This is a genomic window from Massilia sp. Root351 (assembly GCF_001425045.1).
In the GTDB taxonomy this organism is placed as follows: domain Bacteria; phylum Pseudomonadota; class Gammaproteobacteria; order Burkholderiales; family Burkholderiaceae_D; genus Rugamonas.
The window spans coordinates 1-20829 of sequence record NZ_LMDJ01000015.1; the positions used below are offsets into that span (position 1 = coordinate 1).

A 20829-nucleotide genomic window follows, 5' to 3' on the forward strand; every position below is an offset into this window, starting at 1 on the left:
CCTTCCCATCCCGAACAGGACCGTGAAACGATTTTGCGCCGATGATAGTGCTGCAACCAGTGTGAAAGTAGGTTATCGTCAGGCTAGTTATATGAAAAAGCCCCTCCAGTGATCTGGTGGGGCTTTTTTGCGTTTGTGCGGCAACTACACAATTGCAAGATCGCCATCCTTTTCTGTTATGCTTTATGGAACTATTTCATAGGGAGCATCAGGTGCGAAAGAGCGTGGCGAAGTGTCTGGGCTTGGGCACGTTGGGACTGGCGGCGCTGGCAGCGGTTCTTTTGCTGGCCGGCTTGTCACAATCGGAAGTCGAGCTGACGCCGAACGGCGTACACAGCCGTTTGCTGTTCCCTGCAGGCGCCAGCAAGGATGCCGCGATCCAGCTGTGGGGTGGCACCGGTGACAAACCTGTGCTCCCCGGCTTTCTCGATGGCCCCGTAGTGCGCAACGAAGCGGACGGTACATGGTCCGCCGCCTGGTTCTGCGAAGACCGGGTCGAGCGCAGCAGCGGCGCCGGCGCCGAACTGCACATTAGCTGTGGCGGCAAGCAGTCGCGCTACCCGGTGTCGGCCCCACCTTCCGTGCCTCCCTCCGTCATTCCCATGCCGGCCCAATTGCTGGTGCTGAGCGATGTCGAAGGCAACCTCGCTTTCCTCGACGCGGCGCTGCAAAAGCTGGGCGTCGCCGATGCCGATGGGAATTGGCGCTACGGCAGGGGCCAGCTGGTGATTGCCGGCGATGCGGTGGACCGGGGCCGTGACGTATTTGGCGTGCTGTGGCGTATTTATGGGCTCAGCCTGCAGGCGGCGCAGGTGGGCGGCGCCGTGCACATGGTACTGGGAAATCACGAGCAATATCTGCTGCGGGGCAATGTCTCACGCGCCAACCGCGAGCATCTGTACGCGCTTGAGCAACTGGGCGGGCAGCGCGCCGCATTTGCCGCCGATACCGTGCTGGGAAACTGGCTGCGGGCGCAGCCGGTGGTGGTGCAGGCAGGCAAGGTTTTGCTGACGCATGGCGGCATCAGCCGCGAAGTGGCCGCCAGCGGTCTGAGCGTGGAACAATTGAACGAGGCCATGCGGCGCTACTGGCGCGGCGAACCGGCCAGCAAGGCAGAGCTGGACGCGGTGCTCGGGGCGGACGGTGTCAGCCGCTATCGTGGATATTTCGATGCCGGAGACAAGAAAGAGTCACGGGCCAGCCAGGAGGATATCGAAGCGGCGCTGCGCCATTTCGGCGCGGATGCCATCGTCGTGGGCCACACGCAGGTCGAGCGGGTAAGCAGTTTATACCAGGGCCGGGTCCACGCGGTGGACGTCAACAGCAACGGCGCCGCGCCTGAAGTGCTGCTATTTGAGAACGGGGTGCCACGCGTGGTGGACATGGGGGTGGGCCGGGCCTTGCCCGAGGGCGCGCCAGCCGCAGCGTTGCGCCCGTTCAAGCTGACCGCCGCAGCCGACTGGCAGGCGCTGGGCCGCAATGTGCAAGCCGCCTGGCGCTTGTCGCGTTTGCCGCACCCGTATTGAGGCGCGCCTTGGACACCGGCGAGATCGTGGATGGGCTGGCCGCTGCCGGCAGCGAGGATGCGTTGCGTACCGTGGTGGCGCACGCCGCCCGCGAACTGGGTTTTGATTACTGCGCCTATGGCATGCGCGCGCCGCTGCCGGTGTCGAATCCCCGCATCCACATGTTCAGCAATTATCCAAGCGCATGGCAGCAGCGCTATGCGCAGGAAAACTACCTGGCGGCCGATCCAACCGTGGCCTATGCCTTGCGCTCGGTGCAGCCTGCGGTCTGGGACGAGTCGCTGTTCAGCCCGAATCCCGGCTTATGGGAGGAGGCGCGCGCGCATGGCTTGAACGTAGGCTGGGCGCAATCCTCATGCGACGCGCAAGGCGGCGTGGGCATGCTGACTTTGGCGCGCGGCCATGATGCGCTGGGCGCGGCGGAACTGCGGCACAAGGGCGCGCATATGTCCTGGCTGGCGCATGCGGCGCACGCGGCCATGGCGCGTCTGCTGGCAAGCCAGTTGCCGCAGTTGCCGGCATTGACTGCGCGCGAAGCCGAAATGTTGCGCTGGACCGCGGACGGCAAGACCTCCGGCGAGACTGCCCAGATCACCGGCATCGCGGAGCGCACCGTGAACTTTCACCTCAATAACGCCGTCGAAAAGCTGGGCGTGGCCAACAAGACCGCCGCCGCCGTCAAGGCCGCGATGCTGCGTCTACTGTAAACATTGACAGTTATTCTGCGGCCCGTGATCGCGTCTAATGGCGGGCATGGATTCCCAATCATACGCCGCCGAACTCCTGATGGTTGCGCTGGCCCTGCTGGCCGCCAAGGCGTTCGTCGCGCTCAATATCGACCTGTCCACCTACCTGGGATAGCCCAGGTAGGGGAGGGTTGGCTTATTTAGCGATCAGCAGCAGGGCGCCGCGTCCGCACAGGCCATAGGACGTGTTTTCGCCGCCGATCAGGTCTTCGCTGCCGGGCGCCCGCACCTGCGCGGCGCCTTCGGCCCAGCCGCAGCTGTCCGTTACCCGGTACCAGGTCTTGCCGGCGCCCGGCCACGGCAGCACGAAGTTCACCTGCGCGCTCCACGCGTTGTAGGCGACATAGATGGCCGAGGCGCTGTCGCCGAACTCGCTGCCGTCGATGCGCCAGCCGATGGCATGGTTGGCGGTATCGTTGAAGTAGGCCGCGTCCGCCACCTGGCCGTTCGGCTTGAACCAGCGCAGCTGTTCCATCACGTTGCCGTTGTTGTCCACGGCCGAGTAGAAGTTGGCCGGGCGCAGCGCCGGATGGGCTTTGCGGAACGCGATCATGCCTTTGCTGAAGTTCTGGAAATTGCTCTGGTCCGTGGTCCAGCTCCAGCCCTGCCAGTTCGCGCCGGAATCGAGGTTGTAGGGGTTGTTGTTGCAGTTGAGGCTGCGCAGCGCCTCGTCGCCGCCGACCACCATCGGCACGCCGGCCGACAGCATCATCAGGGCCATGCCGTTGCGCGCCGCCTTGCGCTGGTCGGCCGCGATGCTGCCCTGGTCCCAGCTGTGGTTGTTGTCTTCGCCGCCGTCGCTCACGCCGTAGGGCCAAGGCTGGGTGTTGTTCTTGCTGTTGCAGCCGTACAGGTCTTTCAGCGTGAAACCGTCGTGCGCGGTGATGAAGTTGACCGAGTTCCACGGCTTGCGGCCGTCGTCGCCGTATAAGTCGCTGGAGCCGGCGAAGCGGGTGGCCATGGAGCCGGTTGTGACGGTGACCGAGCCGAGCTGGTTCTGGCTGGCGCGCACCATGTCGCGGTACAGGCCGTTCCATTCGGACCAGCCGGCCGGGAAGCCGCCCACCTGGTAGGAGTTGCCGCCGATGGCCCACGGCTCGGCGATCAGGTCGACGCCGCTGCCGCCCCCTGCTGGGCGCGGCGGCAATTCGGCCACGATGCGGTTGAGCGCGTTGCCGCTGTCGGTTTTCAGGAAGTTGAAGCAGCCGTGCTCGCAGGTGTTGCCCAGCACCGAGGCCAGGTCGAAACGGTAGCCGTCCACGCCCAGCGTGTCGCGCCAGTAGGCCAGCGAGTCGACGATCAGGTTCTGGGCGATGGGGTTGCGGGTGTTGTAGTTGCCGCCTACGCCCGTGTTGTCCCACGACGATTGCATGTCGCTGGTGAGCGAGTAGTAGGTGGGGTTGTCCAGGCCGCGCATGCTTTGCACGTTGTAGGTGGTAGTGTCGCTGCCGGACCAGGCGCCGCCTTCTCCGGTATGGTTGTAGACCACGTCGATCAGCACCTTGATGCCCTGGTCGTGGAAAGCCTTCACCATTTCCTTGAACTCGCGGGTGGGGCCGCCCGGGGTCTTGTCGGCGGCGTAGCGACGGTCGGGGGCGAAATAGTTCAGCGTCATGTAGCCCCAGTAGTTGTCGCCGGTGGTGCTGGTCGGGTCGGCGTCGTTGGTGTCGTTCTGGGTTTCCTGTACCGGCAGGAATTCGATGGCGGTCACCCCCAGGCTGGCCAGGTAGGCCGCTTTCAGGCCCGCGCCCTTGTAGGTGCCGCGGTAGGCGGCGGCAATCCCGGTGTCGTTCTGGGTCAGGCCGCGCACGTGGGCTTCGTAGATGATGTCGTCTTTCAGCGCGCGGGTCGGCTTGGTGCCGATCGATTGCGTGTCGCCGGCCAGCACCATGCCTTTCGGCGCAGAAGAGCCGCTGTCGATGTTGCGGTACAACGCGCCGCTGGCGTAGATGGTGGCGTTGCTCATGGTCGGCGTGGTCGGGTCGTGGCTGAGCTCGCGGGCGTACGGGTCGCTTAGCAGCTTGTTCGGATTGAAGCGGTTGCCGGCCGCGTCCACGTCGCTGATGAAGCCGGTGGCCGAGCCCTTGGTCCAGGCCGCGTTGTAGGGCCAGTTTGGGCCCCAGGCGCGGTAGCCGTAGTAGACGGTGCCGGTGATGCCGTAGCCGGCCAGCGCGGCGGCCGTGACATTGGCGCTCCAGACATTGCCGCTGCCCTTGGTCAGCCCCAGGCGCGCTTTTTCCGCCGTGCCGGTGGCGCTGCTGTACAGGTAAAGCTCGATGCGGGTGGCGCGGCTGGAGTAGATGCGGAAGTTGACACTGGTCTTGCCAGCGTCATAGGCGGCGCCGAGCTGGCTGGCGTTGATGGCGGCGAGGGCTGGGGCAGGGACTGCCAACAGGCATGTTGCAGACAGCGAGGAAAGCGCGAACGCGGCCATGGCGGCGCTCGCGGTGCGGCGTAGTTTCATAAAGTCTCCGTTGTTTTAATATGTACTTTTACTACGGTGTGGCGATAAAAATGTACGCTCGTATACGAAAAGCGTCAACGAGCACGCGTTTTATGTTGTAGTTTCATTACACGAAGGGCGGAAGTTAGAATACCTGGATGCGCCTGCTCATCATTGAAGACAATCCAGATATTGTCGCCAACCTGTACGAATTCTTTGAACCCAAGGGCTATGTGCTCGACTCGGCGGTGAACGGGTACACGGGCCTGGGCCTGGCCAGCCAGCACCGGTATGACGCGGTGGTGCTGGATGTGATGCTGCCCGGCCTGAACGGGATGGAGCTGTGCCAGAAACTGCGCAACGAGCTGAACGATTCCACTCCGGTGCTGATGCTGACCGCGCGCGACACCCTGGCCGACAAAGTGGCCGGCTTCGACGCCGGCGCCGACGATTACCTGGTCAAGCCCTTCTCGCTGGTGGAGCTGGAAGTACGCCTGAAGGCGCTGGTGCGGCGCGCCAGGGGCAATCACGCGGCGGCGGCCGTGCTGCGGGTGGGCGAGCTCAGCTTCGATACCAGCACCTACACCGCCACCCGCGCCGGCCGGCCGCTGGCGCTGACCAAAACCGGCTACGTGCTGCTGCGCTGCCTGATGCGGGAAGCCCCGCGCCTGGTGCCGCGTGAAATGCTCGAGCAGGAAGTGTGGGGCGAGGACCGGCCCGACTCGGACGCGCTGCGCACCCATCTGCATGCGCTGCGCCAGGCGCTGGATAAGCCGTTTCCCTTCCCCATGCTGCGCACCGTGCCGGGCATCGGCTACAAGCTGGTGAGCCGCGAAGGCGAGCCGCAATGACGGCGGCCCACTCGCTGCGGCGCCACATCGTTGTCGCCTACACCCTGTATTCCTTTGGCTTCGTGCTGTTCTTCGCGCTGATCGCCGCCTTCGCGGTGGAAGGCATCGAAGAGCACCTGGTCGACAACCGCCTGCGCGAAGTGGCCGAATGGGCCGCGCCGCGCCAGGCCGGCAACCTGCCGGTGGAAATGCCGGCCGGTCTCAGCTTCCACCGCGGTGCTGACATTCCGCAGTCGCTGCGCGGCCTGCCGCCGGGAGTGCAGGAGAAGACCGTCGACGGCGTCGGCTTGCACGTGCTGGCCGGCCATGACGAGATGGGCGACTACGTGGCGGTGGACCACGAAAGCGATTACGAGAAAGTGGAACTGGTGGTGTACTCGGTGTTTGCCATCGGGTTTGTCGGCTTCCTGCTGTTCTCTTATTTCCTGGGCGGCTACGTGGCGCGCCGGCTGGTCACGCCGATCACGGACATGGCCGAGGCGGTGCGGGCCGACATTCTCAATCTGCCGCTGCAGGAGCGCAAGGACGAGCTGGGCGTGCTGGCGCGCGCCTTTGCCGCCCACACCGCGCAGCTGCGCGACGTGCTGGAGCGCGAGCGCTTCTTCACCGGCGACGTGAGCCATGAATTGCGCAGCCCGCTAACCGTCATCATGGGCGCGGCCGAAGTGATCATGGCGCAGGGCGAGGGCAGCGCCGGCTACGCGCAGGCGGCGCGCATTTACCGCGCGGCACAGGAGGCGGCCGAGTGTGTGACGGTGCTGCTGCTGCTGGCGCGCGCGCCGCAGCTGGATGAGCAGGCGCAGGTCGATATCGGCCAGGTGGCGCGCGGCGAGACGGAACGCTACCAGCACCTGGTGGCGGCGCGCCCGGTGCGCTTGCTGTTCGACGGCGGCGCCGCCGCTGACGGCCATCCCGGCAGCTTTGCCGTGCGCGCCCCGCGCGAACTGTGCATGAGCGCGATCGGCAACCTGGTGCGCAATGCCTGCCAGTACACCGAGCGCGGCACGGTCACCGTGCGCATGGGGCCGCGCAGCGTCAGCGTGGAAGACACCGGTCCGGGCTTGCCGGCGGCGGTGCGCGCGGCGCTTGCCGGCGGGGAGCGGGGCGCCTCGCAGCAGGGCGTGCCGGCTGCCGGCAGCGCCGGTTCGGCCGGCACCGGTCTCGGCCTGGCCCTGGTGCGCCGCATCTGCGGCTATCTGGGCGCCAGCCTGGTGCTGGAAGACCGGCCCGGCGGCGGCAGCATCTTCGTGATCCGCTTTGCCGACAAATAGGTCTTGCGAGGGGTATTTGCGTCGATTGCTGCAGGGTTTAACGCGGCCTTAACGCCCGGTTGACGCAGGCTTGACCGGCCGCTGGCTATAGTGGCCGCTGTCTCTCCACAGCCGTCTGGAACCCTTGTGACTGTCAAATTCTCTCCGCGCCTGAGCGCCCCCATGTTCACGCTGGCCGCATCGGTCTTCCTGGTGGCGGCTTACAACCACAGCTTCTGGCAGCGTTTCCTGCTGGCCACCGGCGGTTTCAGCGCGGGCAACCTGCCGCTGCTGGCTGCCACCTTCCTGCTGCTGGTGCTGGCCTTCAACGCTTGCCTGAGCCTGGTCAACTTCCGCTTCCTCATCAAGCCGGTCGTCATCGTGCTGCTGCTGGCCACCTCGGCGGCCACCTACTTCATGAACGAGTACGGCACGCAGATCGACCGCGCCATGATTCAGAACGTGGTGGAAACCGACGTGCGCGAAGCGGGCGAGCTGTTCAGCCTGAACATGCTGCTGACCGTCGGCTTGCTGGGCGTGCTGCCGGCGCTGCTGGTGGCGCGCACCAGGCTGACGTTCGCGCCGCGCGGCCGCCACCTGCTGACCAACGCCGGCGTGCTGGCCGGCTCGCTGCTGCTGGCGGCGGCCATCCTGCTGCTGTTCTTCAAGAGCTACGCGCCGGCCGTGCGCGAGCACCGCGAATTGCGCTTCCTGCTGACTCCCACCAACTACATCCAGGCCGCCAACAGTTTCCTCAGGCAGAAATGGGCCAAGCCGCAGGTGGTGGCGCCGCTGGGGCGCGATGCCGCCAAGGGCGTGACCTGGACCGGGCAGGTGCGCCGCAGCGTCACTGTGCTGGTGGTGGGCGAGACGGCACGCGCGATGAACTTTTCTCTCAATAAATACGGCCGCGACACCAACCCGCTGCTGGCGCAGCAGCCGGGGCTGATCAACTTCAGCAATGTGTCCTCGTGCGGCACCGCCACTGCCGTGTCCGTGCCCTGCGTGTTTTCGGCGCTGGGACGCGAAAACTACTCAGACACGCGCGCCCAAGGCCAGGAAGGCTTGCTGGACGTGCTCAAGCACGCCGGTTTCGACGTACTGTGGCGCGACAATAACTCCGGCTGCAAGGGCACCTGTGCCCGGGTCGGCTACGAGGACTGGTCGCAGCCGGTGGCCGGCGATCCGCTGTGCACCAGCGAGGAATGCTACGACGAGAAGCTGCTCGAGCGCTTGCCCGAGCTGATCCGCGCGGCGAAGAACGACCTGGTCATCGTGCTGCACCAGAAGGGCAGCCACGGCCCCGCCTACGCGAAGCGCTATCCGGCCGCCTTCGGCAAGTTCGGTCCGGTGTGCGACACCAACGAGCTGGAAAAATGCTCGCAGGCGCAGATCACCGCAGCCTACGACAATACGATCCTGTACACCGACTACTTCCTCGACAAGCTGATCAAGCTGCTGCAGCAAGGCAGCGCCGACAGCGGCGTGGATACCGGCATGATGTACTTCTCGGACCACGGCGAATCGCTGGGCGAGAAGAATATGTACTTGCACGGCGCGCCCTACATTATTGCGCCGCCCGAGCAGCGCCGCGTGCCCTTCATGCTGTGGTTCTCGGACCAGTACGCCGAGCGCTTCAAGATCGACCGCCGCTGCCTGGCCGCGCGCGCCAGCCAGCCGTTCTCGCACGACAATGTATTCCATTCCGTGCTGGGCATGCTGGACGTGAGCACCGCCGTCTACAACCCCGCGCTGGACATGTTCAACGCCTGCACCCATGGCTGAAGAATTGCTGGGCTGGCCGGCGCTGCGGCGCGCGGCGTGGACGCTGATGGGGGCGGCGGCCCTCATCCTGCTGCTGGGCATGGGCAACGCCGACCTGGCGCTGGCCGACATGATGTTCGACTTCCACGTCCATGAATTTCCCTGGCAGCACGCCTGGCTGACCGAGCGTTTCAGCCACGGCGTGCTGAAAACGCTGCTGACCTTGCTGGGCGCCGTGCCGCTGGCGGCCTGCGCCTGGGACTTCCTCCAGCGGCGGCCGGGGCGCAACGGCGGCGGGCTGCCGGTCTGGTGGCGCTTGCGGCTGCGGCTGCTGTCGCTGTGTGTGGTGCTGGTGCCGCTGCTCACTTCCATGCTGAAACGCGCCAGCCGTTCGCACTGCCCGTGGGAGCTGGAGCGCTACGGCGGCTACCAGCCGTATTACCGGCTGCTGGAATCCATGCCGCACTGGGTGGAATCCGGCCACTGCCTGCCGGGCGGACACGCGTCCAGCGCGCTGTGGCTGGTCGGCCTGACGGTGTTCTGGCTGCCGCACCGGCCAGGCAAGGCCGCCGCGGCGGGGCTGGCCGCGCTGGGCCTGGGGGCGGCCGTGGGCTGGATGCAACAGATGCGCGGGGCGCACTTCCTTACCCACACGCTATGGTCGATGTGGATCGCCGGCGCCGTGCTGGCAGCGCTGCTGGCGGGGCATGCGGCGCTGCGTGCGGCCAGGGGGCATGCCGCTGCCCGGGCCGCCGCACCAGCACGCGGCCAAGCGCAGGGCAAAGTACTGGGCAAGCCGGTGAGTTGAGTTGTATGATTCATCATGTCACTCAACGAAAAGGTACCCCATGTCAGCTGAAGCAAAAAAATTTCGCCTGGTAACCCGCAGCGACTTTGACGGCCTGGTATGCGCTGTGCTCCTGAAACACCTGGACATGATCGACGACATCCTGTTTGTCCATCCCAAGGACATGCAGGACGGCAAGATAGCCATCAGTGACAAGGACATCACGACCAACCTGCCCTATGTAGCGGGCGCGCACCTGGCATTCGACCACCACTTGTCGGAAACCATCCGCAACACCGGCGAGCGCAGCAACCACATCATCCACCCCGAAGCGCCGTCGGCCGCGCGCGTGGTGTACGACTATTACGGCGGCCTGAAGGCGTTCCCGGCATCCTGGGACGGCATGATGGCGGCGGTGGACAAGGGCGACTCGGCCCAGTTCAACCGCGAGGAAGTGCTCAATCCGCAAGGGTGGGACCTGCTCAACTTCCTGATGGACGCGCGCACCGGCCTGGGCCGCTTCCGCGAGTTCCGCATCTCGAACTACAACCTGATGATGGACCTGATCGACTACTGCAAGAACCACACGATCGAACAGATCATGGAACTGCCGGACGTGAAGGAACGCAAGGAACTGTACTTCGAGCACAGCGAAAAGTGCAAGGACCAGATCCGCCGCTGCGCCACCATCCACCAGAACCTGGTGGTGCTGGATTTGCGCAAGGAAGAGACCATCTTCGCCGGCAACCGCTTCATCATCTACGCGATGTACCCGGAGACCAATATCTCCATCCACGTGCTGTGGGGCTTGAAGAACCAGAACACCGTGTTCGCCACCGGCAAGTCGATCCTGAACCGCACGTCCAAGACCAATATCGGCGCGCTGATGCTGGAATACGGCGGCGGCGGGCATGAGAACGCCGGCACCTGCCAGGTGGACAATGAGCGCGCCGACGATGTGCTGGGCGCGCTGATCACGCGCATCACCCACGAGGGTTGAGGCCAGGGCTGAGCGGGGCTGAAGGCCCCGGACGTGAAAAAGGCGCCCGAGGCGCCTTTTTTTATGCTTCTTTTTCCGGCAGCGCGACCTGGTTGTCGGTGCTGAACTGGTAGTCCTTGAACACGTGCTCGGCGGTGAGCAGCTGGTAGCTGCCGTCTTCCTTCTTGTGCGAGGTGTCCTTCAGGCGGTAGGTGTAGTGGCCGCAGGTCCAGCAGTTGAAGTTGCGCATGTGGGTGCACAGGCAGGTCTTGTCCATCACCGAGATGCCCTTGTCGCTGCCGCCGTTGGCGACCACTTCGCGGTTGTAGGCGTTGATGTAGGAGCAGTTGCCGGTGGCGTCCAGCAGGTAGCCGTAGGATTCGCAGCCCGGGCGGATGCCGGCGCCGATGGCCGGCGTGTTCTTCAGCATGCGCATCGGGTAGCCGGTCGGCGAGACGCCGTTGACGATGATGTCTTCCTCGCTGGCCCTGAAGTATTCCTGCTTGACCTTCTCCGGCAGGCCGCATTCCTTGGTCACCGTGAAGCGGGTGGCCACTTGCACGCCGGCCGCGCCCGCTTCCAGGAAGGATACCGCGTCGCTGCCGGTGAATACGCCGCCGGCGGCGATCACGGGGATCTCCAGGTTTTCATTCTTCAGGTAAGCCAGCACTTCGGCCACGATGGTGTGCAGGTCGTAGTCCTTCCAGTCCTCCATGCCGAAGCCGAGGTGGCCGCCGGCCAGCGGGCCTTCGACGATGACGAAGTCCGGCGCGCGGTTCAGCTTGGCGTTCTTGCGCAGGAAAATCTGCAGCGCGCGCACCGAGGACACGATGATGCCCAGCTTGGCTTCGCGGAAGCGCGGGTGGTCTGCCATCAGCGCGAAGGAGCCGAAGTGCAGGCCGGCCGACAGCGTGATGCCGTCGATGCCCGCGTCCAGCGCCGCGTTCAGGCGGGTGCGCAGGGTTTCCTTGGGGCCGTTCATGGTCAGCTTTTCCATGCAGTTGACGAAGATCAGGCCGGGGCCTTTCTTCGCCGCCATGGTGCTGCCGATGTGGCGGCGCTGCGCGTCGGCCAGGCGCTCGAGGTCGAACTGCACCACGGCCTTGTCCATGTTAAAGATGTTGTACTTGTAGAGCTTGGTCTTGTCCTTGACGAAGGTGGTGTCGAATTTGCGGTCCGACACGTCTTCCACCATGGCGTCCGAGATGTGGCCGATGCCGCCCAGGCGGGCCGCCTCCAGCGCCAGCTCGGAGGTGGAAATGTCCACGCCCATGCCGCCTATCATGATGGGTACGTATTCCTTGTCGCCAAAGCGCAGGCGGAAGTCGTCTACTCGTTTCATTACACAGTCCTTAACTACGTGGCGCCGCCGGGCCGGAGCGGCCCTGCGGCAAGGTGCGGCGGGCGCACCGGGTCGGTACGGGAAAAGATCAGTCGCGGAAGTTGTTGAATTCCAGCGGGGTGTCCTTGACTTCCTTGCGCAGCATGGCCATGGCAGCCTGCAGGTCGTCGCGCTTGGCGCCGGTCACGCGCACCGATTCGCCCTGGATGCTGGCCTGCACCTTCATCTTGCTGTCCTTGATGATGCGGGTGATCTTCTTGGCGTCTTCCGTTTCCAGGCCGTTCTTGATCTTGATGACTTGCTTGACCTTGTCGCCGCCGATTTTTTCGATCTTGCCTTCGTCCAGGAAGCGCACGTCCACGTTGCGCTTGCCCAGTTTGTTGATCAGCACGTCCTTGACCTGGGTCAGCTGGAAGTCCGAATCCGCATAGGCGGTCAGTTCGGCTTCCTTTTGTTCGACATTGGCGCTGCTGCCCTTGAAGTCGAAACGGGTGGTGATTTCCTTCTTTGCCTGATCGACGGCATTGCGCACTTCGATCATATCGGCTTCGGAGACTACATCAAACGACGGCATGTTGCTTTCCTTTAATTAGTGCGGTGGCGCCCCGTGCTGCGGCGCCGCGTAAAAAGATGTGCCATTTTAACGGACAACGGACCGAACGCTCGGTCGTTTTTGACGTGATTTTTCGACTTTCCCACTATAATCGACCAAAATATCTACTCGGCTAAGCACTTGAACCTACCCCTTTGTCACAACTACTCCCTCCGTTCGCTTAACACTTTCGGCATAGACGCCCAGGCCGCAACGTATTTGCGGGTGGCGTCGGCGGAACAGCTGCAGGCGGCGCTGGCCGATCCCGCGCTGGCGGCGCTGCCGCGCCTGGTGCTGGGCGGCGGCAGCAACCTGCTGCTGACCGGCGACTTTCCCGGCCTGGTGCTGCACATCGCCATCCACGGCCGCGAGGTGCTGGAAGGCACGGCCACGCATCACCACGTGCGCGCGGCGGCCGGCGAGAACTGGCACCAGTTCGTGCAGTGGACCTTGTCGCACGGACTGGACGGGCTGGAAAACCTGTCGCTGATCCCCGGCACGGTGGGCGCGGCGCCGATCCAGAACATCGGCGCCTATGGCGCCGAGACCAAGGATTTTTTCCACAGCCTGACGGCCTGCGACCCGGCCACCGGCCAGCTGCTCACGATGCACGCGGCCGACTGCCGTTTCGGCTACCGCGACAGCGTATTCAAGCAGGAAGCGGGGCGCGGACTGATCATCGTCGATGTCACCTTCGCCTTGCCGCGCGCGTGGCAGCCGAATCTGCGCTACGCCGAACTGGCGCAGGCGGTGGACCAGCAGGGCATCGATACGCCGAGCGCGCAGCAGGTGGCGGACACGGTGATCGCCGTGCGGCGCCGCAAGCTGCCGGACCCGGCCGATATCGGCAACGCGGGCAGCTTCTTCAAGAATCCGGTGGTGAGCGGCGAGCAGTGCGCGCAGTTGCTGGCGCAGTTCCCGGCGCTGGTGCACCACCGGCAGGCCGACGGCAGCGAGAAGCTGGCCGCCGGCTGGCTGATCGACCAGTGCGGCTGGAAGGGCCGCAGCATGGGCGCGGCGGGCGTGTATGAGAAGCAGGCGCTGGTGCTGGTGAACCGCGGCGGCGCCACCGGCGCCGACGTGCAGCGCCTGGCGCAGGCGATCCAGGATGACGTGCAGGCGCGCTACGGCGTGCGCCTGGAGCCCGAGCCGGTGTTCGTGTAAAGCGCGTTAGCGCCCTGGCGCGCAATCCGCCACGCTCGGGCCGCCACGCTCAGCCCGCCACGCTCAGGCTGACGCCACCTGGTTGCGGCCGGCCTTCTTGGCCGCGTACAGCGCGCGGTCTGCGCTCTCGATCAGCTCCTCGATGGTGGAGTGCGGCGAGGGCACCACGCTGGCCACGCCGATCGACATGGTCACCACGCCCAGCGGCGCGGCATTCGGATTCTCGATGGCCAGCTTTTCCAGGTGCTGCACGCACGACTGCGCCAGCTGTACCGCGCCCTCCAGCCGGGTGTCCGGCAGCACAATGGCGAATTCCTCGCCGCCGTAGCGCGCCGCCAGGTCGGCCGGACGCTTCAGGTGCTCGGTCAACACGGCGGCCGTCTTCTTCAGGCACAGGTCGCCGGTCAGGTGGCCGAAGGTGTCGTTGTAGATCTTGAAAAAGTCCACATCGCACAGCAGCAGCGACAGCGGCTGGCGTTCGCGCTGGCCGCGCTGCCACTCCAGCTTCATGGTCTCGTCGAAGCGGCGGCGGTTGGCGATGCCGGTCAGGCCGTCCAGCGCGGCCAGCTTTTGCAGCTCGATGTTGGCGTCGGCCAGGTTCTTCTGGCTCTCGCGCAGGAAGCGGAAGGCCTGGTCGCGCTGCAGCCGGCTGATGTGGGCGGCCGAGTGGTAGCGCACGCGCGCCAGCAGTTCCAGCTTGTCCGGCAGCTTGACGAGGTAGTCGTTGGCGCCCACGGCGAAGCTGTGCGCCTTGAGCTTGGGATCTTCCTTGGCCGACAGCACGATCACCGGCACATGGCGTATCAGTTCGTCGTCGCGGTAGGCCTGGATCAGCGCGAAGCCGTCCACCGACGGCATCACCAGGTCCTGCAGGATGACGGTGGGCTGCAGCTGGCCGGCGGTCTGCTGCGCCAGCGTGGCGTCGGTCACGTAGTGGAACTCGATGTCGGGCTGGTCGCTGAGCATGCGGCGTACCGCCTCGACGATGATCAACTGGTCGTCCACCAGCAGGACGCGCACCTTGAAGGCCGTGAGGGCCGGCTCCAGTTCCGCTGGAACGGAAAAACTATGGGACATTGCTGCTCTCTTGGTTGCTAGCCCCGGCTGCCGGTGGTGCTGCGCAGCATGGGGCCTATCTTATCTAATGGCAGTATCAGTTGTGCCGCATCCAGCTCGGCAGCCGCACGCGGCATGCCGTACACCGCGCAGCTGGCCTGGTCCTGCGCGATGGTGGTATGGCCGGCACGGCGCATGGCCAGCAAGCCTTCCGCCCCGTCGCGGCCCATGCCGGTCAGCAGCACGCCCACCGCGTCGCCGCGCCAATGCTGCGCCACACAACGGAAAAACACATCCACCGAGGGGCGGTAGGCGTAGTCCTTCGGTGTCGCATCGTAACCCAGCCGGTAGTCTTTATCCAGTACCAGATGGTCATTGCTCTTGGCGATAAGCACCGTGCCGGGCGCCAGCTCGTCGCCGTGCTCAATGGCGCGCACCGGCATCTGCAGCTGTTCGCCCAGCCACCTGGCGAAGTGTTCGGCGAAGTTCTCGTCGATATGCTGCACCACGACGATGGCGCAGCCGGGCGGCGGCAGCCAGCCGGCCAGTATCTTGGACACCGCCAGCGGCCCGCCGGTGGAAGCGCCGATCGCCACCAGCTTGGTCACCGGCGCTTCCCGGCGTTCGGCCGCGGCCGTGCTGCTGCGCGGCTGCATGGCCTGGCTGCCACCGCTATGGCGTATCAGCTTGTCCATGGTCTTGATCTTGGCCAGCAGCTCCTCGGCGCCGCCGGCTTTCCCCTGCAGCATGGGGGTGGCGGTCACATCGAGCGCGCCGGCGCCCAGTGCGCGGAACACCTGGTTGACGTTGTCTTGCGGCCGCCCGGTCACCACCAGGATGGCGCACGGGCTTTGCTCCATGATCTGGCGCGTGGCCTCCACGCCGTCCAGTTCCGGCATGTTCAAGTCCATCAGCACCAGGTCCGGGCGGTTCTCGGCGCACATGCGCACCGCTTCCACGCCGGTGCGGGCGATCCACAGCACCTGGTGTTCCTGGGTGCTGGCCACCACGCGGCGCAGCGCTTCGGCGGCCATGGCGACGTCGTTGGCGATGGCGATTTTCATTTGCGTGCGTCCCCTATCAGGTCGGCCACGGCGTCGAGCAGGGTCTCGTCGTGGAAGCTGCCCTTGGTCAGGTAGTAGTCGGCCCCGGCCGACATGCCGCGCGCCCGGTCTTCCGGACGGTCCTTGTAGGATACGATCATCACGGGCAGTTTGTGCAAGTGCAGGTCCTTCTTGATCAGGTTGACCAGTTCGATGCCGTCCATGCGCGGCATGTCCACGTCGGTGATGACCAGGTCGTATTCGCCGCTGCGCACCACGTTCCAGCCGTCGATGCCGTCGATGGCGATGTCCACTTCGAAGCCGCGGCCAACCAGCAGCTTGCGTTCCATTTCGCGCACCGTCAGCGAGTCGTCCACCACCAGGATACGCTTCATGCGGCGCTTCTCGCCGCGGTTGCCGCGCGCCAGCTGGTGCAGGCCGCCTTCGTGCAGCAGCTTGTCGATCGAAATCAGCAGGTCCGGCACGTCCAGGATCAGTACCGGTTCGCCGTCGTCGAGCAGGGCGGCGGCGGAGATGTCGCGCATCTTGCCGAAGATGGGATCGATGGCTTGCACCGCCAGGCTTTGCTCTCCGCGTATCGCGTCCACCACCATCGCGTAGCGGCGCGTGCCGGTGCCGATCAGCACCACCGGCAGTTCGGCCTCGGAGGCGCTGCTGTCGCCCAGCTCCAGCACCTGGGCCGCCGACACCAGCCCAAGGTGCTCGCCGGCGTGGTCGAAGAACTGCTTGTTTTCCAGGGTGTGGATGTTGGACTGCGGCACCTTGATCACCCGCTCGACCTTGACGATGGGGATGGCGTAGGCCTCGCCCTTGATGTCCACCACCAGCGCGCGCACGATGGACTGCGTCAGCGGCAGCGTGATGTAGCTGCGGAAGCCGCGCCCTTGCTCCGACTCGAGCCGCACGGTGCCGTTCTGCTGGCGGATGGTGTCGTGCACGATGTCCAGGCCCACGCCGCGTCCGGAGATTTCGGTGGTGTTTTCTTTCAGGCTGAAGGCGGGCAGGAACAGGAACTCGAGCAGTTCGGCCTGCGACATGGCGGCGGCCATGGCGGTGCTGGCCATCTTGCGCTCGACCACGGTGCGGCGGATTTTTTCCAGGTCCACGCCGCGCCCGTCATCGCTGATCTCGATGCTGAGCATGCCGGCGCGGTGGCGCGCTTCGAGCACGATCGAGCCGGTGGCCGGCTTGCCCAGCGCCACCCGTTCCGCGGCCGGTTCCATGCCGTGGTCGATGGCGTTGCGCAGCATGTGGTTGAGCGGGCTCTCGATCTTGGCCAGGATGTCGCGGTCGACCAGTGTGTCTTCGCCGTCGATGCGCAGCTGGACGTCCTTGCCCAGGCTGCGCGCCAGGTCGCGTACCATGCGTGGGAAATGCTGCACGCCGTCGCGGAACGGGCGCATGCGCAGCGCCAGCACCTCGTCCACCATATTCTGCGACAGCGTAAGCAGGCGGCGTTCCCAGTTTTCGAAATCGGCGATCTGTTCCAGCACGAACTGCTTGAGAGGCTGGGTCTTTTGCAGGGCCAGCAGCGACTTTTCCTTCAGGCCGGCGTCGCTGCTGCCGGAGACCGCTTCGTGCAGCTGTTCGATCACCGTGACCAGGCTGGCCTGGTTGCGCTTGAAGCGCTGCATGGCTTGCAGCATGGGGTGCATCTGGTGCGCGTTGATGCGCGATTCGCTGGCCAGCGACAGCAGGCGGTCGAAGTTTTGCGCGGTCTTCATCGGCGCCATGATGCGGGCGCCCGGGGCGGCGGCGGGTTCGTCGGTGTCCAGGGGCGCTGCGGCCGATGCCGGCGCCAGCGCTGCGGGCAGTGCGCCGGCGCCGAGCGCGTCTGCCTGGGCTTCGGCGTCGGCCATATCGGCCAGCAGCGCGGCGATGTCTGGCGGCGTCGGCGCGGCGGTGGGGCGCGCAGCGGTGGCCGGCGGGAGGGCGGACGGCGTATCGGATGTGCCGACGGCGGCAGGCCCCGACAGTGCGGCGCCGGCAAAGCTGCTCACCGGTTCCGGCAGGAAGGCGATGCCGGCAATGCTGTCCATGGTCTTTTTGATCTGCGCGCCGTTGGCGGCCAGCCATGGCGTCACGCTGTTGTCGTCCAGGCGCGATACCTGCAGGATCAGGTCCACCCCCGCCAGCAGCGCGTCGACCCGGTTGGGCGTCAGTTTCAGCTTGCCGTGCTGGGCGGCGATGAAGGCGTCCTCCATGCCGTGCGCCAGCTGCACCACCACGTCCAGGCCGACGATGGCGGCCGCGCCCTTGATCGAGTGGGCCGCGCGCATCATCGGCTCGACCGCGTTGGCGTCGCCGCCATGGCGCTCCATGGCCAGCAGGCCGTCGGTCAGGATCACCGTCTGCGCATCCGCCTCCATGCGGAACAGCTCCTGCATCGAGAATTGGCTCAGATCGCCGTTGTTGTCCTGGCTCATCGCAGCGTCCTTGCAAGTTGGTAGCCGAGCAGGCCGGCGTCGAGGCAGCCGACTTGCATGCCGTCGTGCGTGATCACGCCGGTCAGGTAGCGCGACAGGCCTTTGTTGATGGTGGCGGCGGGCGGCTGCACGTCGGACGCCGCGTAGCGCAGGATGCCGTGCAGGTCGGCCACCGGCAGCGCGTAGGGCTGGCCGTCCCATTGCACCAGCAGCAGGCGGGCAAAGGTGTGGCGGCCGGTGCGGGCCACGCTCTCGGTGTCGTCCACGTCCAGCAAGGCGGCCAGCGAAATGCAGGGGTAAAGCTTGCCGCCGACATTGACCACGCCCGCCAGGCCGCGCGCGTTGCGGTGCGGCAGGCGGTGTGGCGCCGCCTGGGGCGCCACCGACAGGAACACGGAGGTCGGCAGCGACAGCCACTCGCGGCCGATGCGGAATACCAGGCAGGAGCTGTCGAGCTGTGCGCGGTTGTCCTCGGGCTGCCGGAAGTGCTCGGCCCATTCCTGCTTGTAGGCGGCGTCCACCGGGCGCTGCAGGTTGCGCTGGGCGGCGCCGGCGTAGACGTCGCAGTTGCGGCAGTGGACGAACTGCTGCAGCTTCTCGCAGCTATGATCGCCGGAGACCCCGATGCGGTTCCAGCAGTCGTTGATGTCCTGGATGGATTGTTCGGCGATGGTCATCATGGTTCGGCTCTCGCGGGGCTATTCTTCTGCTGGCGCTGGTAAATACGCGCGGCGCGCGCCTTCAGCGTGGCCGCACCGCTGCTGTTGCCGGACTGCTCGGCCAGCAGCGCCAGGTGGCACAGGGCTTCGTAGTGGTCGGGCTGCAGGTAGATGCAGCGGCGCCAGTGTTCTTCGGCCTGCGCGGACTGGCCGGCGTGCTCGCTCAGCATGCCGAGGATGAAATAGGCGCCGGCGGTCTCAGGGGCCGCCGCGAGCACGGCCCGGCAGGCTGCTTCCGCGTCGCCGGTTTCGCCACGGTCGGCCAGTTTGCGCGCTTGCAGCAGCAGTTCGGCGGCACAGGGCGGCGCCGGCGCGGCCGGCGCCCGCGCAGCGGCACCGCTCACCGGGGACGCGCCTGATGGCGCTCCCGAGGGCCTGGCAGCGCGTGCGGCAATCGGCGCGGCGGGCGCTGCGGGCGCTGCGGCCATGGCAGCGGAGGTGGCGGAGAACGCGGTTGCGGGCGCGCTGGCGCGCCGGGCGGCCTCGGGACGCGGCATTGCAGGGGCGGCGGCGAGTGCAAGCACCTGCGGCCGCACGCTCTTGCGGCGCTCGGCGGTGAAGGGCGGCGGCATGCCAGCCGGTGCGGCGTTCGCCGGTACGGACAGCATGGACAGCACAGCGCTGGCCGCGTCCTTTCTCAGGCCGAATGCTTGCCGGTGCGGCAGCGGGGTGAAGCCGTGGTGTGCAAACGAGGGCACTTCGGCATAGCCGGCGAACAGGATGCCGTCGTCCGCCAGCAGCGCGGACAAGCGTTCGATGGCGGCCTTGGTGGTCGGCTTGTCGAAGTAGATCAGCAGGTTGCGGCAGAAGATGATGTCGTAGCGGCGGCCGCCGGCGTCGAGCTCCAGCAGGTTGCCCTGGCTGAAGCGCACTTGCGCCCGGATCGCTTCGCTGATCAGATAGTCGTCGTTGCCGACGCTGGTGAAGTAGCGCTCGCGGAAAGCCAGGTCCTGCGCGCGGAAGGCGTTGCGGCCATACACGCCCCTGCGCGCGCGCGCCACGCAGCCCGGGCTAAGGTCGCAGGCGTCTATGCTGAAGGCGCCGCGCGGCACGTCCGCGTCGCACAGCGCCATGGCCAGCGAATACGGTTCCTCGCCGCCGGCGCACGGCACCGACAGGATGCGCACCGGGCGTGCGGGCGTGCCGGCCGGGCGCCTGGCCAGCCGGCCCTGCACGAACTCCACCGCCACCTGGAACGCTTGCGCGTCGCGGAACAGCCATGATTCCGGCACCACCACCAGTTCCACCAGTTCGGTCAGCTCTTCCTGCGTCAGCGCGGCCAGGTAGCGCTCGCGATTGACTTCGCCGGTCAGCTCCATGCGTTCGCGGATAGCGCGGTCGGCCGCCGCCTTCGAGACGGTCAGGCCGGTCACCCGGCGCAGCATGGCCTGGGCGCTCATGGCGCGGCTTCCGCGCTGCCGGTGGCAGGCTGGTCAGCCTGGAACAGCGCCGCGCGCAGTTCGGGCGGCAGCAGGCGCTCCGGCTCTACCAGCTGCACGATGCCGGCGCTGTCGCCCGCCACGTCGCCCAGGAAGGGCGCCGCCTGCACGCCGCTGCCGGCCAGCGCGCGCTCGGCCACGTCCTGCACGCCCAGCACCCGTTCGGCCAACAGGCCCAGCGCGTGCACGCTCCCGTGCGGCGCGGTGTAGTCCACCACCACGATGCGCGTGTCCACGTGTTCCGCGCTGGCGGCGCCGCCGCCCAGGCGGGACAGGTCGATCACCGGCAAGGTGTGGCCGTGCAGGTTCATCAGCCCGGCTACGGCGGGCGGCGCCAGCGGCAGGCGCTTGAGCGCCATCAGCGGCAGCACGCGCTGCACCACGCCGAGGCGCAGCCCGTAGCGGTCCTGGCCGATGTGAAAAACCAGCAGTTTCATGGCGCGCGCCTTACACGGTAACGGCGAAGTTGGCCACGCTGGCCTGCAGGTCGCCGGCCGCGTACTGCAACTGGTGCACCGCTTCGCTGGTTGCCCGCAGCGACTCCACGGTCTGCTGGGTGGCGTCGTTCAGCTGCATCATGGTTTCGGTGATCTGTTGCGCGCCCACGGCCTGTGACTGCATGCCCTGCAGCACGGCGTCGAACTGCGGCGCCAGTTTCTGCACCTGCACCATCACGCCCGA

At 66.3% G+C, this 20829-nt stretch carries 17 protein-coding genes and 1 pseudogene; 8 read left to right on the forward strand and 10 right to left on the reverse strand.

Going from position 1 to position 20829, the window contains the following annotated elements; all coding sequences use genetic code 11:
• The first annotated feature begins 224 nt into the window (after positions 1-224).
• Both ASD15_RS16905 and ASD15_RS16910 read left to right on the forward strand, forming a co-directional pair.
• Positions 225-1526: a metallophosphoesterase gene (locus ASD15_RS16905; RefSeq protein WP_162249909.1), complete on the forward strand. Its 1302-nt coding sequence runs from the start codon at positions 225-227 to the stop codon at positions 1524-1526.
• Positions 1527-1534: 8 nt separating this feature from the next.
• Entirely contained in the window at positions 1535-2233 is a 699-nt protein-coding gene (locus tag ASD15_RS16910) for a LuxR family transcriptional regulator (protein WP_229418234.1), read from the forward strand.
• 175 nt (positions 2234-2408) lie between these two features.
• On the opposite strand, the gene ASD15_RS16915 is transcribed toward ASD15_RS16910, so the two are convergent.
• Positions 2409-4736 (reverse strand): isoamylase, encoded by a 2328-nt coding sequence (locus tag ASD15_RS16915; RefSeq protein WP_057156171.1) that lies wholly within the window; start codon positions 4734-4736, stop codon positions 2409-2411.
• Positions 4737-4873: 137 nt separating this feature from the next.
• Between ASD15_RS16915 and ASD15_RS16920 the strand changes: the two genes are divergently transcribed.
• The 5 genes from ASD15_RS16920 to ASD15_RS16940 all read left to right on the forward strand — a co-directional run bounded on the left by ASD15_RS16920 (position 4874) and on the right by ASD15_RS16940 (position 10367).
• A complete protein-coding gene (locus tag ASD15_RS16920) occupies positions 4874-5566 on the forward strand; it encodes a response regulator transcription factor (protein ID WP_057156172.1) in 693 nt (230 codons plus the stop codon).
• Positions 5563-6837 (forward strand): HAMP domain-containing sensor histidine kinase, encoded by a 1275-nt coding sequence (locus ASD15_RS16925; RefSeq protein WP_057156173.1) that lies wholly within the window; start codon positions 5563-5565, stop codon positions 6835-6837. Before ASD15_RS16920 ends, ASD15_RS16925 begins: the two co-directional genes overlap by 4 nt.
• Before the next feature lie 126 nt (positions 6838-6963).
• Positions 6964-8601 carry a phosphoethanolamine transferase gene (locus ASD15_RS16930; RefSeq protein ID WP_229418235.1) on the forward strand — a complete coding sequence of 546 codons (1638 nt, stop codon included), beginning with the start codon at positions 6964-6966 and terminating at the stop codon, positions 8599-8601.
• On the forward strand, positions 8594-9388 hold the full coding sequence (locus tag ASD15_RS16935; protein ID WP_082551898.1) for a phosphatase PAP2 family protein: 795 nt from the start codon (positions 8594-8596) through the stop codon (positions 9386-9388). The genes ASD15_RS16930 and ASD15_RS16935 overlap by 8 nt, the downstream gene beginning before the upstream one ends.
• A 40-nt stretch (positions 9389-9428) precedes the next feature.
• Positions 9429-10367 carry a hypothetical protein gene (locus ASD15_RS16940; RefSeq protein ID WP_057156175.1) on the forward strand — a complete coding sequence of 313 codons (939 nt, stop codon included), beginning with the start codon at positions 9429-9431 and terminating at the stop codon, positions 10365-10367.
• A 61-nt stretch (positions 10368-10428) separates the two neighbouring features.
• Here ASD15_RS16940 and ASD15_RS16945 read toward each other — a convergent pair whose 3' ends face one another.
• Both ASD15_RS16945 and ASD15_RS16950 read right to left on the reverse strand, forming a co-directional pair.
• A complete protein-coding gene (locus ASD15_RS16945) occupies positions 10429-11688 on the reverse strand; it encodes a nitronate monooxygenase (RefSeq protein WP_057156176.1) in 1260 nt (419 codons plus the stop codon).
• 88 nt (positions 11689-11776) lie between these two features.
• Positions 11777-12262 (reverse strand): YajQ family cyclic di-GMP-binding protein, encoded by a 486-nt coding sequence (locus tag ASD15_RS16950; RefSeq protein WP_057156177.1) that lies wholly within the window; start codon positions 12260-12262, stop codon positions 11777-11779.
• 159 nt (positions 12263-12421) lie between these two features.
• On the opposite strand from ASD15_RS16950, the gene murB reads away from it, so the two are divergent.
• Positions 12422-13444, forward strand: coding sequence for a UDP-N-acetylmuramate dehydrogenase (murB, locus tag ASD15_RS16955; RefSeq protein ID WP_057156178.1), 1023 nt, complete (start codon positions 12422-12424; stop codon positions 13442-13444).
• 63 nt (positions 13445-13507) lie between these two features.
• On the opposite strand, the gene ASD15_RS16960 is transcribed toward murB, so the two are convergent.
• The 7 genes and pseudogenes from ASD15_RS16960 to ASD15_RS32765 all read right to left on the reverse strand — a co-directional run.
• Positions 13508-14521, reverse strand: a complete 1014-nt coding sequence (locus ASD15_RS16960) for a diguanylate cyclase (protein ID WP_057156179.1) — start codon at positions 14519-14521, stop codon at positions 13508-13510.
• Between the two features lie 17 nt (positions 14522-14538).
• Positions 14539-15564, reverse strand: coding sequence for a chemotaxis-specific protein-glutamate methyltransferase CheB (cheB, locus tag ASD15_RS16965; RefSeq protein WP_057156180.1), 1026 nt, complete (start codon positions 15562-15564; stop codon positions 14539-14541).
• The gene (locus ASD15_RS16970) at positions 15561-17990 is read right to left on the reverse strand and encodes a hybrid sensor histidine kinase/response regulator (protein ID WP_057156181.1); all 2430 of its coding nucleotides are present in this window, start codon (positions 17988-17990) and stop codon (positions 15561-15563) included. Before ASD15_RS16970 ends, cheB begins: the two co-directional genes overlap by 4 nt.
• Positions 17987-18670 carry a chemotaxis protein CheW gene (locus tag ASD15_RS16975; RefSeq protein WP_057156182.1) on the reverse strand — a complete coding sequence of 228 codons (684 nt, stop codon included), beginning with the start codon at positions 18668-18670 and terminating at the stop codon, positions 17987-17989. The genes ASD15_RS16970 and ASD15_RS16975 overlap by 4 nt, the downstream gene beginning before the upstream one ends.
• Positions 18667-20109 (reverse strand): protein-glutamate O-methyltransferase CheR, encoded by a 1443-nt coding sequence (locus tag ASD15_RS16980; RefSeq protein ID WP_057156183.1) that lies wholly within the window; start codon positions 20107-20109, stop codon positions 18667-18669. Before ASD15_RS16980 ends, ASD15_RS16975 begins: the two co-directional genes overlap by 4 nt.
• The gene (locus ASD15_RS16985; RefSeq protein WP_057156184.1) at positions 20106-20585 is read right to left on the reverse strand and encodes a chemotaxis protein CheW; all 480 of its coding nucleotides are present in this window, start codon (positions 20583-20585) and stop codon (positions 20106-20108) included. Before ASD15_RS16985 ends, ASD15_RS16980 begins: the two co-directional genes overlap by 4 nt.
• A gap of 10 nt (positions 20586-20595) precedes the next feature.
• A pseudogene (locus tag ASD15_RS32765) lies at positions 20596-20829 on the reverse strand (chemotaxis protein); the annotation flags it as partial.

What these genes read in the sequence shown, in the direction of transcription:
- ASD15_RS16975 (WP_057156182.1), bottom strand. Translation starts at nt 18,670, where the DNA reads ATGATGACCATCGCCGAACAATCCATCCAGGACATCAACGACTGCTGG.
- ASD15_RS16940 (WP_057156175.1), top strand. Translation starts at nt 9,429, where the DNA reads ATGTCAGCTGAAGCAAAAAAATTTCGCCTGGTAACCCGCAGCGACTTT.
- ASD15_RS16945 (WP_057156176.1), bottom strand. Translation starts at nt 11,688, where the DNA reads ATGAAACGAGTAGACGACTTCCGCCTGCGCTTTGGCGACAAGGAATAC.
- ASD15_RS16920 (WP_057156172.1), top strand. Translation starts at nt 4,874, where the DNA reads ATGCGCCTGCTCATCATTGAAGACAATCCAGATATTGTCGCCAACCTG.
- ASD15_RS16925 (WP_057156173.1), top strand. Translation starts at nt 5,563, where the DNA reads ATGACGGCGGCCCACTCGCTGCGGCGCCACATCGTTGTCGCCTACACC.
- ASD15_RS16960 (WP_057156179.1), bottom strand. Translation starts at nt 14,521, where the DNA reads ATGTCCCATAGTTTTTCCGTTCCAGCGGAACTGGAGCCGGCCCTCACG.
- ASD15_RS16950 (WP_057156177.1), bottom strand. Translation starts at nt 12,262, where the DNA reads ATGCCGTCGTTTGATGTAGTCTCCGAAGCCGATATGATCGAAGTGCGC.
- ASD15_RS16970 (WP_057156181.1), bottom strand. Translation starts at nt 17,990, where the DNA reads ATGAGCCAGGACAACAACGGCGATCTGAGCCAATTCTCGATGCAGGAG.
- ASD15_RS16985 (WP_057156184.1), bottom strand. Translation starts at nt 20,585, where the DNA reads ATGAAACTGCTGGTTTTTCACATCGGCCAGGACCGCTACGGGCTGCGC.
- ASD15_RS16935 (WP_082551898.1), top strand. Translation starts at nt 8,594, where the DNA reads ATGGCTGAAGAATTGCTGGGCTGGCCGGCGCTGCGGCGCGCGGCGTGG.
- cheB (WP_057156180.1), bottom strand. Translation starts at nt 15,564, where the DNA reads ATGAAAATCGCCATCGCCAACGACGTCGCCATGGCCGCCGAAGCGCTG.
- ASD15_RS16915 (WP_057156171.1), bottom strand. Translation starts at nt 4,736, where the DNA reads ATGAAACTACGCCGCACCGCGAGCGCCGCCATGGCCGCGTTCGCGCTT.
- ASD15_RS16980 (WP_057156183.1), bottom strand. Translation starts at nt 20,109, where the DNA reads ATGAGCGCCCAGGCCATGCTGCGCCGGGTGACCGGCCTGACCGTCTCG.